This window comes from Vibrio sp. 1F253 (assembly GCF_041439295.1).
Classification (GTDB): domain Bacteria; phylum Pseudomonadota; class Gammaproteobacteria; order Enterobacterales; family Vibrionaceae; genus Vibrio; species Vibrio tasmaniensis_A.
On the sequence record NZ_JBGONU010000016.1, the window covers coordinates 1 to 18,032 of the forward strand.

Here is an 18,032-nt window from a genome sequence, read left to right on the forward strand (position 1 = left end):
AGCTGATCAGATCGTAGGTTCTTGATTTAGTTCCATTGAATTACGCAACAAAGCCCGTTCGATGTTTAAAATTGAGACAAAGAGACTGATTATTAGGGATATGAATCCTTGCGATGAAGATGCCTTCGTAGCGATGTCTCAAGATGCTAAATATCAGCGTTTCTATGATGAAAGTGACTGTGATCCTATTAAATATAAAGAGTTAACCAACTTGTTTATAGCCCAGGCGTCTGAAGAACCAAGGAAATCATATCAACTCGCAGTTGAATATAAGAGCACAGGGCAGTTCATTGGTACTGTTTGTTTGCGTTTAGAAGACAATCAGCAAGCTTCAATGGGGTGTGCGTTTTCAAGATCGCATCAAGGTCATAAGTTAAGCAATGAAGCGGCTCTCGCTTTGGCTGATTTTGGTTTTTCAACATTGGGTGTACACCGCATTTATGCGGAGACAATCAGTAAGAATTTACCTGCCATTAAGCTTTGTAAGTCTTTAGGTATGCGTAAAGAAGCGCACTTTAGAGAGCATCGTTTTTTCAAAGGACGGTGGTGGGATACCGTAGTTCTGGCTGTTCTGCGATCCGAATGGGCCAAGGCATTACCAAGTAGCTAATGTAGATTCGATGTGCTTTATAAACAAGGCTTAGAACATGAACAAGGTTATTCTGCTTTGATACTTTGGTTAGGTCGTATCAAGGTAATGCTACTTGGTTTTGGGGAATCTGCTTTCATTACTTGCCACGATTATTGAGAAAGGCCACAGTAAGATAGCTGTTGGCTAGGTAATTGGTTGTTCGTTGTCAATAGGAGATATAACTGTGTTTTATAGTAAGGAATACAACAAGGGGTTGTTGCTCATCCTTGTTTCGATAAGTGCTTTCATTGTCATTACGTCTGATAATAACTCCGGAACATTCATCGCTCACGCCATCAACGGGTTAATTGCTTTGCTCTTTTTCTCCATGACAATTGAGATCAAAGGCAATGCATTGAGCTGGTATTTCGGTTTTGGTTTTTGGCGTAAGAATGTAGAAGTGTCAGACATAACGGAGACATCGTTTTATCAAAGCAAGTGGTATCAAGGTATTGGCATCCGCATGTTGAGCGATGGTTGGTTATATAATGTATCGATAGGTTCAGCGCTGAAGTTAAGCCTAAGCAATGGAAAGCATGTTTACATTGGTTGTAAGGATACAGACGGTTTAAATGCGGCCTTGAAAGCTGCTAACGAACAGATAACTCAAAAGTGATTTACGAGGCTTGGCACTTTTCGTTTAAAGTTTGACTAATGTTTAAGGTCGTATGGTTTTGGGGCAGTAGCGTTGCTCGGACCATAAACGTGAGGTTGACAGGGAGAGTTATGAATCAACAAGAAGCCTTTATAGGTTTTGCGGTTTATGGGCTTATCAGTAGCTCAATTGGCTTTTTTACGTTTTTTATTATCAAAGGTGCGAAGTACAAACAAACATTGTGGACTTTGCAGTCTGTTGTTTTTGGTATCTTCTCGATTGGTTTTATCTATAGCTCAGGTGGTAATGGGTCAGAATTATTGGTCTGGGTTCCGCTGGTTATCTTGACGTCTATTTACAATATCCACTCATTGAAATTTTGTGTTTCTTGTGGAAAAACTAACGTAAGAAAAAGAGGATTATCATCCATAAAATCATGTAGTGGATGTGGTAATGCTTTATAGTAAAACTACGATATACCAGACGTTTGTTCATTTTTAGTTTCAGCCTTAAAAGGAAGTTGTATGAATTTAGATAAAGCTAAAAAACGCATCGCAAAGCAGGTTAAAAAAGGCGACAACGGATACCCAAAAATCACGCTAGCGTATTACGGAACGACAAAAGATCTCGCAACGGAAGTTTCGGTTCAATTTATGTTGGGTGAGAGCGATGGTGTTCAAGAGGAGCGTTTCTCTTGCGAAACAGAAATTCGAGATAATGAGTTAATCCAGACAACGTTACTCAAGATAATCGAGCGAGCGAATGTTAACTCAGTGATTGAAGTTGAAGGCGTGACGGTTCTTTAGTTTGCTTTGAGTCTAAGCGTTTGTTTATTAATGTCGGTTTGGAACCTAATTCAGTCAGCGAACTTAGGTTATAACGAAATTGTCTATATACGTGCTTAAAGGAATAGGGCAATGCAAGAAAATGACACTGTATTACGATGTGGAAACTGTAATAAGAAAACGTCACACATCAGGTTAAGCGCGTCCGAAGTGAAGTTAAAACAGCAGGAGAAAAACACCCTCAAGTCACGAATTCTAAATATTGCATTCGGCGTGTTATTGGGTTCACATAAATCAAAATCAAAAATTAGCTACTTCAAGTGCTCGGTTTGTCATGCTGAGTATGATGATAGCGAAAGCGCTCCCCATGGTTGGGGCTAGTTGGCCTTGTTACTATGAACTCACTTCTCAACGTTTATCGTGAAGATTTGCAGATTATTGGTATGATGTTTCTATAGTCTTCGAGAGGTTTTATGATGTTGAAAATGACAAGTAGTGTACTTGCGGTGTGTTTATTCGGTCTTAGCGTGGGAGCTAACGCTTCGACACTCGAAGAGTGTGCCAAACTCCTTCCTGACGGTCACACTTATAAAGTAGAGATCATTTTAGACGTAGATAAGACTGAGAAGGATCCAGCGGTGAAAGGCAGTTTTGGTGTGACGGGCGGAGCGGATACGCCAGATACTTTTGATATCGGTGATTTTGTCGAGTGCGCAAGCCCTTTGATCAAAACCGTAGATACAGACAGCAACGATGCATCTAATTCCTAGTCACTTGTTATCTTGTTGGTCAGCTCATTAGCCAGTTAACGAATTCATAAAAATACCGCCGTAATCAACGGCGGTATTTTTTATTACGCTTATTACATTATTCAGCACAGAACCACAGAACATTCAGCAGAGAACATAGAGCAGAAAGACTAGTTAATGTGAGTTAATTCGACACTCTGCGTTTCGTTCGCCACTTTCCAATCTCCACCTAAGGCTTTATACACCGCAATCGTGGTGTTGGCGGTTTGAAGCTTGGCGGCTACTTGGCGATCTTGCATCGCTTTTTGTTGTCTTTGTGCGTCTAACACCGACAAGTAATCGACTAGCCCCGCTTTGTATAGCGACTTTGCCTTGCTCACCGCGTTATCAACGGCAAGGGTAGCTTCATCGATGCGCTTTTGGTTCTCTTGGCTACGGCCATAGGCAAACAAGCTTGAATCGACTTCTGCAAAGGCGCTGTCGACAGAGTGTTGGTAGTTAAGCGCTGCAGAACGGAACCTTGCTTCGTTCATTTCTACCATGGCTTCGCCTCGGCCACCATCGAATACATTCCAACTGATACCGGCAGATGCCGCCCAACCGAATGAGTCGCTACTGAACAGATCATCAAAGCTTCCAGCCGTCACACCTGGCGTACCCGTTAGGAAGAACTTTGGATAGCGATTAGCAATGCTTGCACCAAGTTCTTCGTTAATGGCTGCCATTTCGCGTTCTGCGATTCGGATATCTGGGCGTCGTTCTAATAAGTCAGAAGATAAGCCTGTCGGAATTACATTGTTCATTCGCGGAAGGGTGAATTCACCGACTAAACGTTGGTTTACGCTCGTGAGTGATTCGCCTAACAACACCGCCATACGTTGTTTGTGAACTTGCTCTGCTATTTCAAGTTGAGGAACAATAGATTCAGTCGCCGCAAGCATGGCTTTGGCTTGAGCAAGATCTAACTCAGACCCGTAGCCGCTGCGAACCACTTTGGTGACCAATTCTAAAGTCTGCTTTTGGTCGACTATGTTCTCTAGTGCGATCATTTTTCGCTCTTGCGCGCCACGATATTGCAGGTAGTTGTGAATGACATCGGCAGTGATCAAGGTATTCAAGCCTGATTGGAATATCTCGGCTTGTTCAACTCGAATCGTCGCTGCGTTGGATTGTTTGTCGATACGTCCAAACAAGTCCATTTCCCACGCGATGCTCGCACCTAAGAATCCACCATCGTGTTGAGCTTCCAGCAACGACATGCCCGTTGCTGACTCAACCGCATCAGAGGCACCAAATACCGGGCCGAGTAGGGAGTCGTTCTCACTCAGTTGGTAGTTGTAATAACCACCACCGACGTTAATGGTCGGAACCTTGAATGATTCGACCACGCTTTTGTATGAGTTCGCCATGTTGATTCGCTCGGCTGCCAGTTTAAGTGGGATGTTCTGGCTTTGAACATCGGCCACTAACTGATTGAGCGTTGGATCATTGAACTGTGTCCACCAATGGTTCTGCTGTTCGTTTTGGCTCACGCCGTCTTGGTTCACATCACCTTGGCTATATAAGAATGTCTCTGCCATGGTCGTTTGCGGTTCTTCGTAATTTGGGCCAACCGCGCAACCTGTCAGCAACAAGGCGAGCGCTATAGGAGCGACTTTAAACTTAGTTAGTGGACGCATGTTTATTGCTCCTTGTTGAATGAAGTTGTATTGCCGCTGTTTGAAGGCTGAGGTGTTGCATCAAGCACAATCACGGCGTCTTTGATTGCTTCTGCTACTGTCTTTTTTTCTTCAGTTCGATAGAAAAGCTTGTACAGCGCAGGCATCACAAACAGAGACAGCACGGTTGCTGCAGCTAAGCCACCGATAATGGTTGCCGCCATCTGGTCAAACAGTAGGTCGCTTAGTAACGGAATCATGCCAAGCGCCGTAGTAAGTGCCCCCATTGAAATCGCCATTGTACGGTTCACGGTTGCTTCTTTGATGGCATCAGATAGTGAGCGCCCGTTCTTACGTTCAAGTTCTATTTGGTCCATCAATACAATGCCGTTTTTGATGATCATACCTGTTAAGGTTACGGCGCCAATCAATGCCATAAATCCGAATGGTTTATCCAATAGCAATAAGCTGAATGTGGCACCCGTCGCTGCTAGCGGTAGGGTAGTGAAGATAATCACTGGTTGTTTGAATCCGTTAAACATCGCCACCAAGATGATGATCATTAACAAGATTGCTTTAGGTAGATGTTTAAGAATATCGCTGACGGCTTTGTGCTCGTCGTAATATTCGCCACCCCATTCAAGGCTATAACCATTAGGCAAATGAATCGCTTCAATTTGATCTTTAATTGAGTTCCTCACCGCTGCTGGTGTGGTGTAACGACCGACACCTGCTTGTGCTGTGATGGTTTTTACACGGTCACGGCGCCAAATCATGGTTTCTTCGCTGCTTAATTCAAATCCATCGACAACTTGGCCAAGTGGAACACTGTGGATGCCCAACAGAGATCGAACGGGCAACGTTTCCAATGACTGAATCGAACTCTCTGTGCCTCGCAGTTGAATTGTGACCAGTTCATCGTTTAAGTTCATACGACCCAAGGGCATACCTTCTGAAGCTCGCTTCATCGCGAACGCAATATCCGCGCGGTTTATACCTGCAGTGCGCATCTTTTCTTGGTTGATGACAGGCTCAAATACTTTACTTTTCTGTCGCCAGTCGTCACGAACGTACTTGGTGTCTGGGTGTACCGCGAAGATTGCTTTTGCTTGCTCTGATAAGCCATGTAATACCTCGGCATCAGGGCCTGAGAAACGAGCTTCAACGCTGAATTTATCCGCCGTCGCCAATTTTAAGCTTCTAAAGCGAGGGTCTGCGTTCGGAAACTCTTCCATTAACCATTTATCACCGCGTGCAATCAATGGGCTTAGTGACGGAAAATCGGTCGCGTTAATCAAAATCTGACCATAAGCAGGGTCAAACGGTTCTGGCTCTATAGTCACGGAGAAGCGAGGAGCACCTGCGCCAACATAGGTTGAAATACTTTCGACTTCCGGCTGTTCCAACAACCATTGTTCGATTCGCTTCATGTCTTCTGAGGTTTGTTCAACCTTGGCACCGTTCGGCAGCCAGTAATCTAGAAATAGGATCGGTCGGTCGGCTTTTGGAATAAAGTTAACGGCAATGTTCGGGATAGCTAATGCAGTCACTAATATCAACGGAACCAAAGCGCTCAATGCTTTAAACGGATTATCGACAGTCCAGTTGACACTCTTACGGTATAAGCTGACTTTGGTGTTATCAGCTTGCTTGGTTGGCTTGATGAAGAACCAACACATCAAGGCCGTGAAGGTCATCGCAACTAGCCAAGACAGTAACAATGACGACGCGATGATAAGGAATACCGAGCTTGCGAACTCAGCAGCATCGGTTTTAGAAAAGATTACAGGGCTCGCACCCATGATAGCGATAACTGTCGCACCAAAGAGTGGTGTTGCGGTCTCTTTAACAGAGTCAATCGCGGCTTTAGTGCGGTCGATGCCTTTGTTGATTTTCACAATCATCATGTCGGTGATGACAATAGCGTTATCTACCAACATGCCGAGGGCAAGAATGAAAGTACCTAAAGAAACTCGGTGTAAGTCAATCGAAGTCATGTTCATGTAGATAAGCGTCAACAAGATAGTCAGCAGGAGGCTCGAACCGACGATGGTTGCACTTTTTAATCCCATGAATACTGACAAGACGATAAATACAATCGCGACACTTTCCAATAAGTTACTTACGAAGTTGTCGATCGATTTCTGAACTTCTTCAGGTTGGTTAGCAACTGTCGCAATATCAACACCTAGTGGTAAGGTTGTTTGAAAATCGTTGACGATCTGGTTGATTTCATCGCCAAGTGATACCACGTTAACACCGGAGACTGGGCTCATCGCTAATGTGACTGCAGGTACACCGTTGTAGCGGTTTTCTGTCATCATTGGCTCTTGGTAACCCATTGTGATGTCAGCGATATCGCCTAAGCGAATTAAACTGGTTCCCAATTCACTCACGCCGCCTTTGATCATCAGGTTTTTGATGTCGTCTAACGAACTGAACTCACTCGACTGTTGAACTCGGATTCGCTCAGTACCTACTGAAAACTTACCCGCATCAAACGTCATGTTTTGCGTATTCAACTGCGACCAAACTTGTGTGATAGATAGGCCGTATTGCGCCAACCTTTCATCGGGGATATCGATGTGAACAACGCGTGGTTGAACACCATGCAGTTCAATCTTCTTAATACCATCGACGGTTTTAATTCTGCGTTGGAGCTCTTCTGCGTAACGTCTTAATTCTGCAGGCGATGCATCATTACTATGGATAGAGAAAAGCATGCCGTAGACTTCAGAGAATTCGTCTTGTACGACACTGATCTGTGCAGTTGAAGGTAGCAATAACTTCATATCAGACACTTTACGGCGTAATAAGTCCCACTCTTGAGGAAGTGCTTTTGAATTGAGAGACTCTTTTAGGTCGACAAATACCATCGACATGCCGGGGCGCGATAAAGATCGAAGCCGATTAAGTGTCGCCATTTCTTGGAGTTTGGTTTCGACGGTGTCGGTGACTTGTTGTTCCACTTCTTCCGCAGAAGCGCCAGGGTAGAGCGTTACAACGACGGCCGTTTTTATGGTGAAGCTTGGGTCTTCAAGTTTTCCAAGCTCAAAATAAGAAAACAGGCCTGCGATGACACTCAGTGCAGTGAAAAACAGGATGAAGGTGCGTTGTTTGATTGCAAAATCAGCTAGATTCATCATGGTTCACCTACAGGCTTTTAACTTGAATATTGGAGAAGTATTGTCCTTCCACCACGTATTGTGCGCCACTCACGACCACGAAGTCGCCATCGTTGAGCGTCGATTCAACACACACAGTGTTTTTGGACATAGAAATCACATCCACAGTCACGCCATGAGCTTGTTCATTTTTAACCGTGAATACTTGCTCGATACCCGTTTGATTGACTAACGCAGAATAGGGCAAACAGAAATTACTGCTCGCTTCTCCAAGTTGAGTCGTCAATGTGACCGCTTTTCCAGGTAATACCGATTTGTCAGTGGAGTCGACATGGTAAGTAACCGCATAGGTCTGCTTGATTGGGTGAGGTGACGTCGAAATTTCAGCGGCATAACCAATTAGTTTAGTCTCTGAACCATACCAATCGATGACAGAAGTTTGATTTGGTTTGAACTCATGAATCAAATTTTCAGGTACTTGGATTTTAACTTCAAGTTGATCTGGATTGTGGATTGTGAACACCGAGATGCCCGGCAGTACTTGTTCGTACTGGTCAAAATTGGATGCCGCAACCACACCATCGAAAGGGGCGAGCAATTGGGTATAACGAATCGAATCTTTTGCACGGCGTATATTCTGTTCTACGACTTTAACCGCCGCTTCACTTCGCTCGTACCCGCTAATTGCACGGTCTAGGTTAACATCGGCAATCGCATTATCAGCGATGGCTTGTTTTACGCGTACAAGTTCGGATGTCGCCAATTTGTGTGCAGATTTAGCTTCAAGGGCTCGTGCTTGTAACTCTTCTAACGCAACTTGATAGTCATGAGGGTCTAACTGCGCAAGTGGTTGGCCTTTCTTTACTGAATCACCAACAGAGACCATCATATTTTGAATAGTGCCAGGCACACGAAACGCAACGCCAGCCGTTTCCGATGATTGTATCTTGCCAGTAAAAGACTTTTCAGCCGTATGTGAAAGAGGTTCAAGTTGAATCACTTGAATTGGTCGAGCTTGTTTTTGAGGCGCAGTCGCCTCTGAGTCATTACAGCCAAACAGGGCGGTTAAGCTTAGTGCAATGACTGTATATTTGAATATAGGTGTCTGTTGAGAAGTAGACGAACGTTGAAAAATAGATGAATGTTGAAAGATAGGCTTCATGGATTGCTCCTCTTGAATTTATGAAGCGATTCTATCTTTCTATTTCGTTAGGATAATCTAGCCTGCTCGTGAAACACTGTCACAATATTCATTACAATGGTTAGAGTTTTGGAAGTTCTTGTAATAGAAAATCAATCAAAAGCTGTGCTGAATGGCTTAACGCTTTACGCTGAGGGTAGAGCAACCATGCTTCTTCTTTTTGAAGATTGTCGTCGGGGAATAGGTTAATCAAGCTACCGTCTTTGAGCTGATGTCGCACCAAAAGTTCTGGTAACAACGCGATACCTCTATGTCTAATAACACCGCCTTTAACAAAGCCAATGCTGTCACTGACGACCGAAGGTTCTACTTTGATGGTGTGACCTTTGATGTCCCATTCTTTATCGATGTCCCCACTTGGCCACCTGAAGCAAACAAATGGGTAATTAGTGAGCTCTCTTAGGCTTGAAGGCTTGCCTTGTTTCTCAATAAATTCAGGGCTTGCGACAAAAATACGTTGAAGAACCATCACTTTACGAGCAACCACGTTTGCATCGCTCAACGTACCACCATGCATAGCGAGGTCTAACCCTTGACGGTACATGTCGACAAAGCCGTTACTAATGTTGCGAATATCAAGCTCAACTTTAGGATACATATCTTGGAATTTAAACAGAGTCGACTGCATGATATCGCTGGTTTCAGGCAATAGACCAATCTTAATTTGTCCGTGTGCAACCTCTGACAGGTTGGAAGCGACATGGTTTGCTTTGTCGAGCGCACTTAATGCATTGAGTAGTTCTTTGTAATAGAGCTCGCCAGATTTGGTTAAGGAGAGGCTTCGTGTGGTTCTAAAGAACAGTTGAATGCCGAGAGACTTCTCAAGGTCGTTAATTCTACGGCTAACGTTAGCTCGCGGAAGGTCAAGAGCATTAGCGGCGGCAGTAAAACTACCCAGTTCGACAACGGTAGTGAACAACTTAAGATCTTCGATTTTCATAACAACGGCATTTAATCGTTTTTAGAACAGTATGTTGGCATCGTATACCAATTGGATTTTAAAATCGAAGCGTTCTTGGGTTTGGCTTGTTTTAAGACAGTAAAAAGCCAGCTGACAAATCATTATCAAAGCTGGCTTTGTGTTCGCATGGGACAGACTGCTCTATTTTTCACCTTGGACTAGACAGCTTGTTCTTTCGCCTCACATCATATCAGTTTAACGACCTCGTCCATCGACCATTACTATGATTGTTTTAGAAATGATACTGAGATCAGCCACAATCCAAGATTTCATAGAGCACAGACTCAGTGCATAACTGTGGTCAAAGCCCACTTTACGACGTACATCATCAATACAGGTATCATAACCTTGATTTACTTGTGCTAGCCCAGTAATACCGGGCATTACGCCGTATGTGCGGTCAGCAAAGTAGGGGATTTCGTTCTCTAGCTTGGTGTAAAAAGTAGGGCGTTCAGGACGTGGGCCAATTAGAGACATCTCACCTTTCAATACATTGATCAGTTGTGGCAACTCATCAAGACGCGTCTTTCTTAAAAATCGGCCAACGGGTGTGATTCGTGGGTCATTCGCCGTAGCCCAAACGGCACCAGAACGCGTTTCTGCATCTTCGTACATACTACGGAATTTCATGATCTCAAAGATTTCCATTTTCTCCGGTGTCGATTTACCAACACGCAGTTGACGGTAGAAATCGGGCCACGAGAAGTGAGTACAATAGCCATCGCAATCAATGGAAATACTGGCGCTAGCAAAATCAAAGCAATCAGTGAACTGACGAAATCGAAAGTACGTTTAGCACGTGAGATTTTGTATTGGTATAAGTTTTGGGTAGATAGCTGTTCAATGTTCATCATAATAAGTCCTTAATGATTCGCTCGTGTCCAAGGTGAGTTTTCTAGCCCGACTAGGTAACGAATGCCACCAATGAAGTTGGCATAGTGTCCAACTATCAAATAAGAGATTAATGAAATAGGTTTATTTACGAGACGCTTTGGCAAGATGCAGCCAAGTACGCCAATGGTATACACGGCAACTTGAGCCCATAACAACACTTCAAATACCAAGTAGTTGTTAAGTAAGATTGAGCACACCAAGCACACAATCATTAAATATGGAGTGAGTAGACGAAGTCCTTTTCCAGAGAAGAACGCAAACGCGATGCCTTTGAACTTCGGGCTGAACAAGCCAAGCAATCGAATCGCTTGTTGCATGTTACCCGCTGAAATACGAAGTCTCCTTTTGAAATCTGTTTCTAAATTTGATTCTTCTAGTTCCAGTGCGACCATTTGTGTTTCGTATTCTGCGATGTAACCTTGTTTAACGATTCGCATCGGTAGGATGAAATCATCATTAATAGTGTTGAGTGGAAGCAGTTCGAACAGGTGTGTTCTAAACAAGTAGAAAGCGCCATGAGAACCTAAGCTCGAACCTAATGAAGCTTCTGACTCTTTAACGGCAGTTTGATACTGCCAATAGGTATTTTCACCTTCGTTACGTGTTGGGCAAAGCTGATACGTTGCGTTTACCACTCCAACCTTGTCACTTTCAAAGTGAGCGGCGGCAATAAGCAGCACATCCAATGAAATAAGGGCTGATACATCACTCATCGCTGTAATGTCACTGGTTATGCATGTCACTTCCTCATTTATAACCGTGACTTTACCTCGGTTTAATTGATGGTCATGTATCTCAAAATGAACATCACTGCACATCGCTTCTTGGATCGTCATTTGAGCAATTTCGACCGTGTCATCAGTACAACCATCACAAGCGATAATGACTTGCAGTTTCTTTTTTGGGTAATCGAGTGAAGCAAGGTTACGGATCTTATCTGCGATCCATTGCTCTTCGTTAAATGCCGGTACAAGAATGGTGATGGTGGGTAACGTACAATCTTGCTGTTCATCTTTGTAACAACGATGGCTCTCTTCAATTTGACGTGCTGGGTGACTTTTCGCATACCAGCGTAGTAGTAAAGGATAGGCAGCGTGATGATAGACAATTAACGCACCTGAAAACAGACAAAGTCCCGCAAGTAACCAATCGATCATGCGTATGCTCCTTCTGAGATGTCGTTGTAAGACGAAACCATTTTGATGATATCGAAGTTGTCGAGCACGTAACGACGAGGAGACAAAAAGCGTTCATTTTGTTTTTCTAATAGCGCGCTGGCTAATCCGGCAATGCTGCCACTTTTGACGAGGGAACTGCTGATGGGACATAAGGTTTCATCAACCGCACCGACGTTCATCGCGACGGTTGGAATGTTACATGCTTGGGCTTCGAGTGTAGAAAGAGGAAGCCCTTCGTGGCGTGAAGGTAGGCAGAAGGTATCCAGCGCTCCGTAAAAGGTGGTCATGTCATCCACTAAGCCAAGAAAGATTACACGGTCGCTGAGATTCAAGCGGTCAGTGAGTTGTTCTAGTTGATTGCGTTTTGAACCATCACCAGCCAGTGCGACAACGGTGTTTGATGGCAGTAGAGCAAGTGCCTTAATCAGCTGGTCTTGACCTTTCACGTGCTCTAAACGCCCTGCACAACCAATGATGTATTTGTCGGTTGGTAGGTTGTGCTTTGCTCTCGCGTCTGCTTTTGACATCGGTTTAAACTTCTCACAATCTACGCCGTTTTTAATCGTGATGATGTTTTTGTATGAAAACGCACAACGTAACTGATTGTAAACGCGTGTTGCATCGGCCACTAACGTTGGTTGAGCTGCATTCAATGCAAGGGCTTGTAAGCGACGACGTTTGTTATTTTTCAAATGCCAAGCATCATGCTCGGTATGAATTCGAGTAGGAACCCCAGTTACACGGGCAGCGTAACCCGCGTAGAGCAGTGGGCCTATGTGATGCGTGTGAACAACATCAGGTCGAATACCGTTAAATGCTTTCATCAATTTGATGATGATACTGAGTTGTACGCCTGGTGCTTTGTCCAAAAAGACGATTTGATTTTGATACTGCTTTAATTTAGGCCAGTTGTTGATCGAGTCTTCTTTTGTCCCTTCTAAACTGACAATCAACACTTGGTCTGTTGGTTTAGTAAGGCGCAGCAAATCTAACGTTAGGGTTTCTAATCCGCCGGGAGCGAGGTGTTGAACAACGTGTATGATCTTTTTACCGTGCTTCGTTAAATGCGTATTCATAATTTGGACCCTGCCTTTATAATTCTTGTTTCGCCTTTCTGACATTTGTCTTGAAGTAACTTCTTTAAAACGTTTAGCTACACAATGAGACTGCAGGAGTTATGCCAATTAAATAGCCTTTGTATTTCAATCGCTTACAGGTCTTCTCTGTGGGGTGTTTTTTGTTTCTCAAAATGGGAATCAAAACAAAACACCAATGAATAGCTATTTGGAGCATAGGGCTTGCGTTAATCGAAAGTAGCGTTAGAACTTGAGGCTTTAGACAAACAAAACGCCAAGCGAATGTTGGCGTTTAGTGCTAGGAAGCAAAAAAGATAAGAAGAAGCTACGAAGCTAGCAAGTTAAAAATGCCTTTGAGGCTGACTAGCCCATTTTAGGTATCACCGTTATCACAGGGACACCTAAGATCTCTTCGATTTCATCTTTACGCTTGATTGAAGAGTCAAACAGCTCGAACAATACCGCCAGACCAATGCCCAATCCGATGCCCGCAACAAATCCAGCCAAAATAAAGATAAAAGTCGGCATGTTAGATTTCATGCTAGGCGTGAAAGGCAAATCGATAATCTTCACACGTTTGTTTTGCTCGAATACACCAAGCGAACCCGTTAGTTGAGCCATTTCATAACGCTCCGTCAGTTCATCATATAGTTGACGCTTGATTTCAACTTGACGTTTAAGGCGGTACATCTCTTTGGCATTTTCACCGAAGTTATTCGCCTTGTGTTCTAATTCGAAAATCATAGTACGAAGGCTTTTGGTCTCTTCAGTTAAAGACTCAAAGCGAGCACGAACCAGTTGTAGGCTGTGTAATTGAGTGACCAGAAGAGGTTGGGTATTAGAAAGCTTGTTCAGTGTCGTGCTACTTGCGATGTCCCAAAGCTGGTCGCTGTTCATCGTTGGCTGGGTTACCCCGAGCAAACTTTTTCGCTCATTTTCAAGCCTGTCTAATTCACGGACTTTAGCTTGTACGGCACTGTGTTTATTTGTGTATTTGGCTTGCAGCAGAGTCAGCTCACTGCGAATGTCGATGATCTGGTCTTCGATTCGACCTATCACGGGATTTGTTTTAGAAAGTTGCTGGTCAATTGACCCTAAACTTTTTTCAACACCCGATAATTCCGCCTCTTTTTCCGCCAGTGTTTGTTTGAGTGACGCTAAGCGATTCAAGCTTTGGCTTTGCACTTCTGGCGTCGATTGGACGTTTTCGTTCATATATGCGGCTAGCGCTTCTTCTGCCTCTTCAAGTTCCTCGCTGCGTTTGTCTATATGAATCTTCAAGAAGTTGCTCGAGTCTTCAATCGAAGAGCGTTCTGGTGCTAACAGTTGCTCAATAAAATGTTCACTTACCGAACGAAGCGTCGCTTCCATTCCATCTGGTGTGTTTGAGCTTAAGCTAATTTTTAGAAAATCTTTTCCAAGCTGAGTCACCGTGAGACGTTGAGATAGGTCAGTAATGATCTCTTGTTTCTCAATTTCAGGCATATCGGGTGTGGTTAATTGCAGTTCATCAGCGACTGAATAAAGAACATGTCGACTATGAAGTAGTGTTCTCAACGCGTTAAGGCGGTCTTTGAGCATGGTAGAAACGGCGATGTCTTCCAAGAATGGATTCATTTTGGCCGTTTCTTGAATCAACATACTGGTATGCGCGTCATATTTAGTCGGAGCCAACTTGCTCACACCAAAACCTACAAAGGGCAAAATAAGGATTGGTAGAACAATAACGTAGCGTTGGCGCCACATGGCATTGATGATGACTAATAACCGCAATTTCAGATTATTCATAATAGCTCCAACATCCAATGTACGAAGTTACCACGGTTCTGCCAGCTGTCTTTAGAGACAACAGAGACTGGTGAATTGCTCAGCTGGCGTGCATGATCAAGCGCCCAAATCATTTGGTTTACACTACCAACTGTGGTGACATGTTCTTGATATGGCTTTAATGCTGGGAATTGAGTTGTGATAATTGGTGTGCCGGCCGCAAGGTACTCCATTAGTTTGAGTGGGCTACAAGCTCGGATCTGCTCGTTATCAACAAACGGCAACAAGCTCACATCCCAGTGTTGAGAATAGCTTGGCAGCGTATAGTGCGGACGTGGGCCAAGGTAATGTACGTTACTTAACTCAGGCAGCATGATCGTATCAAGCTCATTTGGGCCAATGAATACAAAGTCCCATTCCGGCATTGCTGTCGCGACATGATCAATCATTTCATAATCAAGCCACTTAGAAAGGCTGCCATAAAAACCAGCAATAGGGCGGTGGTTACTTGGTAAATCTTTTGCTCTTGGTGCGGGTGTAGAAAATAGCCCGACATCGACACCATGTGGTAAGAGCTGAGCTTTCTCACTAGGGAATTTGTCCATCAATTTTTCACTAGCAGCGAAGATCAAATCTGATTTTTCAATGAGTTCTAATTCATGCTTTGCGACTGTCTTGTGGTCTACGCCCGCAAGTGCACTAAAGTCGTCCCCACAGTAATAAACAACCGCTGACTCGCCTAAGTGTCCGCACAGATCAACAGCGGTGGGAAGAGAAGTCCATAGGATAGGCGCGTTAAGATTAAGCTCTGCAATCACTGGTTTTAGTTGGTGCAACATCATTTGCTGAGCCAACTTTCTAGAAAATTTAGAAGCAGGCGCAGGGATTGTCTTTAAGTTAACGATAGTAATGTTGTCGTGTCCATCAGAGTCGAACATGTTTTGAGTAACGGCTTTGGTTTTGCCAAACAATTTGTTGAACGCTCGGGTGGCATCTTTAGCGGACAGCTTCGGTTGTCTTAGGCCAATTGAGTTGACCCACAAGACTTTGTGTTGCTTAGCAAGATGACGAACTAAATGTTGAGTCGATGAAGGTAGGCCGCCAAAGTCTTCACCAAATACGATTAAATCACGCATGGTCACCTCCATGAGTCTCTAATGAATCGAACACATCGGATTCTGTCACTTCAACGGATTTAATCTGCCCGACTACTCGAGCTGGGTTACCACCTGCGATTGCAAAGGCCGGGATATTCTTTGTTACCACGCTTCCTGCAGCTATCACTGCTCCTTCGCCGATAGTTACGCCGCCTTTTACAGTTACATTGGTTCCCAACCAAACGTCAGGTTCAAGAATGATGTCGCCGATTTGCTGAGGGTCATCACCTTCACCTTGCGCTCGACGTTTTGCATCTAGCGGGTGACCAGAGTATCCAAATAGGAACGCGCCGCCAGCGATACGTACGTTGTCAGAGATAACCACTTTACCTCCAACAGCGATAGTCGACTGCCAACCAATGTCGACGTTGTTGCCAATCGACAATAGTGGGTGTTCCAAGCCTTCAAGTGGCTGAGTACAACCAGAGAATGTCGTGTAGCCAGAGATACGGCAGTTATCGCCAATCGAAATTTGTACCGGACCGCTGACGAAAGGCAGACCACCATACAAATACAGGCGCTTGCCACATTGAGCCACACGACCTTTGAAAGCCGGTGTCCAGTAGAAGAATCTCGTCAAGCCAGAAACCAAATTCACCACTAGCTTGTGCGCTTGATATAGGCAACGATTAAGTATTTGAGGGGTAGGTAGCTCTGCGCTTCTGATGTCTTTCAAAATGAAAAACACATTTCTAATTCGAGAGTTAGGATGAAACTTGAGCCAATGTTTAAATTGATGCATAGATACTGACGTCATAATGAAACTCCTCTATCTTGTTATATAGAAGTACTTTCATATACTGTGCCACTAAATAAATGCAATATTTTCAAAAGGTTAAAGCATGGCTTTTAGGTTTTCTCATTTTGACAGGCAGTTTGAGATACGTTTGAGACGCAAACTGTGAGTGCTGCGAGGATATAAATCGGCCAGTTGAAGCCTTGAGTCAAAAATGTACCCGACACGATTGTTCCAATCAGACCTGCATAGATCGCATAGGCGACCGCGTTTAGTTCAGGTGCGATTTCTGTGGTTGAGTTTTTTAATCTGGTGAGTGTGGATCGGGAGGTTTTGATCATAGAAACGATAAGGCAGACAAAAATGATAAGACCAATAAAGCCTGTTTCTGCTAACACACCAAACCACGTACTGTGAACGGCGTGATTCAGTCCGTCCCAATGCGAACTGTAAAAGAAGTAGTTCGAGAAGAAGTTGTTCAACCCTACGCCAGTCAGTGGATTCTCAACCGCCATTTTTACTGCCGCTTCCCAGGCATATATTCGACCCATTGCAGATTCATCGATACCTTGTTCAGCGGCACCACCAGAAGCTCTGTCTGAGATCCCAGCAACTAAATAGAGCACCATGGCCGCGATAGTTCCTACGGAGATTAAGAGGACTTTAGAACGAACTAGTTTCCACGCAAAAATACCAATCACCGCAATACAACCCAGTAATCCGCCACGGCTTTGAGTCGCAATAATGGCGGCGAGCAGTAACAAACAGACTAACCCGCTGATTAAACGTTTGGACCGTGAAATGCCAGATGTGGTGGCTTGGCTTATCGTAAAGGCAAGTGGGAACATCAGTACCAGTGCTAAGTCGTTAGGGTCACCTAACATAGAGCCAAAATCGCGTCCAATAGTTACGCGCGAGCCTTCAACAAGCCCAATACCATTTACTGAGTTGTACACGGCAATAAAACTGACTAAAGCGCCTGCGTAGATAATCGTCATCGCGGTTTTTGCAAGATTTTCCGTGGTGTTTACTAACCAAGTAATCGCAAGCGTCATGACGATTATTTTCCAATAAACACCTTTGAATTCTGCAAATGCTACGGGCCTGTTAGACGCGAAGATAATACCAATGAAAACCAATACCCAAAATATGGCGAGCCAATTTAAACAAGGGTGCCAAAAGATTTTTAGTTCTTTACTGATTAATGCATGCCAGAGTAAAGCTGACAGGGCACCTAATGAAAGCATCAGCGGTATTTTTAACGAATAGAGTTGAGGTATGGCTTCGTGAATTCGGAAAAATGAAAAGACAACGAACAGTAGAACTAGCCAGAATGTCTTGTTTAGCACGAATAACCCAGCTAATGGCACAAGAGCGAGCGCGACAATGACAGCAGGGTGAGGCACAAAGTACTAAACAATACCAAGCCCAACACACAAGGTGCTAATAGTGATGATGACTGGCAATCTATTGGCTTCAGGGCTGAGCATTGTAATCTCTATTGCTGAGTAAACTATTC

Annotated in this window: 14 protein-coding genes and 2 pseudogenes; 5 read left to right on the forward strand and 11 right to left on the reverse strand. The window is 44.0% G+C overall.

Annotation, left to right across the window (positions count from 1 at the left end; translation table 11 throughout):
- The first annotated feature begins 61 nt into the window (after window positions 1-61).
- The 5 genes from ACED28_RS10115 to ACED28_RS10135 all read left to right on the forward strand — a co-directional run bounded on the left by ACED28_RS10115 (window position 62) and on the right by ACED28_RS10135 (window position 2,781).
- A complete protein-coding gene (locus ACED28_RS10115; RefSeq protein ID WP_371696146.1) occupies window positions 62-610 on the forward strand; it encodes a GNAT family N-acetyltransferase in 549 nt (182 codons plus the stop codon).
- A gap of 184 nt (window positions 611-794) precedes the next feature.
- Window positions 795-1,247 carry a hypothetical protein gene (locus ACED28_RS10120; protein ID WP_371696134.1) on the forward strand — a complete coding sequence of 151 codons (453 nt, stop codon included), beginning with the start codon at window positions 795-797 and terminating at the stop codon, window positions 1,245-1,247.
- 110 nt (window positions 1,248-1,357) lie between these two features.
- Entirely contained in the window at window positions 1,358-1,690 is a 333-nt protein-coding gene (locus ACED28_RS10125) for a hypothetical protein (protein ID WP_009846781.1), read from the forward strand.
- A gap of 60 nt (window positions 1,691-1,750) precedes the next feature.
- Window positions 1,751-2,032, forward strand: coding sequence for a hypothetical protein (locus ACED28_RS10130; protein ID WP_009846780.1), 282 nt, complete (start codon window positions 1,751-1,753; stop codon window positions 2,030-2,032).
- A gap of 452 nt (window positions 2,033-2,484) precedes the next feature.
- Window positions 2,485-2,781, forward strand: coding sequence for a hypothetical protein (locus ACED28_RS10135; protein ID WP_371709769.1), 297 nt, complete (start codon window positions 2,485-2,487; stop codon window positions 2,779-2,781).
- 149 nt (window positions 2,782-2,930) lie between these two features.
- On the opposite strand, the gene ACED28_RS10140 is transcribed toward ACED28_RS10135, so the two are convergent.
- The 11 genes and pseudogenes from ACED28_RS10140 to ACED28_RS10190 form a co-directional block, all read right to left on the reverse strand.
- The gene (locus ACED28_RS10140; protein ID WP_371709770.1) at window positions 2,931-4,439 is read right to left on the reverse strand and encodes an efflux transporter outer membrane subunit; all 1,509 of its coding nucleotides are present in this window, start codon (window positions 4,437-4,439) and stop codon (window positions 2,931-2,933) included.
- 2 nt (window positions 4,440-4,441) lie between these two features.
- A complete protein-coding gene (locus ACED28_RS10145; RefSeq protein WP_371709807.1) occupies window positions 4,442-7,561 on the reverse strand; it encodes an efflux RND transporter permease subunit in 3,120 nt (1,039 codons plus the stop codon).
- A 10-nt stretch (window positions 7,562-7,571) separates the two neighbouring features.
- Entirely contained in the window at window positions 7,572-8,705 is a 1,134-nt protein-coding gene (locus ACED28_RS10150) for an efflux RND transporter periplasmic adaptor subunit (protein WP_371709771.1), read from the reverse strand.
- Window positions 8,706-8,805: 100 nt separating this feature from the next.
- On the reverse strand, window positions 8,806-9,684 hold the full coding sequence (locus tag ACED28_RS10155; RefSeq protein ID WP_371709772.1) for a LysR family transcriptional regulator: 879 nt from the start codon (window positions 9,682-9,684) through the stop codon (window positions 8,806-8,808).
- Between the two features lie 216 nt (window positions 9,685-9,900).
- A pseudogene (locus ACED28_RS10160) lies at window positions 9,901-10,559 on the reverse strand (sugar transferase).
- Between the two features lie 9 nt (window positions 10,560-10,568).
- The gene (locus ACED28_RS10165) at window positions 10,569-11,756 is read right to left on the reverse strand and encodes a glycosyltransferase family 2 protein (protein ID WP_371709773.1); all 1,188 of its coding nucleotides are present in this window, start codon (window positions 11,754-11,756) and stop codon (window positions 10,569-10,571) included.
- Window positions 11,753-12,853, reverse strand: a complete 1,101-nt coding sequence (locus ACED28_RS10170) for a glycosyltransferase (RefSeq protein WP_371709774.1) — start codon at window positions 12,851-12,853, stop codon at window positions 11,753-11,755. Before ACED28_RS10170 ends, ACED28_RS10165 begins: the two co-directional genes overlap by 4 nt.
- Before the next feature lie 363 nt (window positions 12,854-13,216).
- Window positions 13,217-14,641 carry a GumC family protein gene (locus tag ACED28_RS10175; RefSeq protein ID WP_371709775.1) on the reverse strand — a complete coding sequence of 475 codons (1,425 nt, stop codon included), beginning with the start codon at window positions 14,639-14,641 and terminating at the stop codon, window positions 13,217-13,219.
- Window positions 14,638-15,756 carry a glycosyltransferase gene (locus ACED28_RS10180; protein ID WP_371709776.1) on the reverse strand — a complete coding sequence of 373 codons (1,119 nt, stop codon included), beginning with the start codon at window positions 15,754-15,756 and terminating at the stop codon, window positions 14,638-14,640. Before ACED28_RS10180 ends, ACED28_RS10175 begins: the two co-directional genes overlap by 4 nt.
- Window positions 15,749-16,534: a DapH/DapD/GlmU-related protein gene (locus ACED28_RS10185; protein WP_371709777.1), complete on the reverse strand. Its 786-nt coding sequence runs from the start codon at window positions 16,532-16,534 to the stop codon at window positions 15,749-15,751. The genes ACED28_RS10180 and ACED28_RS10185 overlap by 8 nt, the downstream gene beginning before the upstream one ends.
- 92 nt (window positions 16,535-16,626) lie before the next feature.
- Window positions 16,627-18,003: pseudogene (locus tag ACED28_RS10190) on the reverse strand (O-antigen ligase family protein).
- Between the last annotated feature and the right edge of the window lie 29 nt (window positions 18,004-18,032).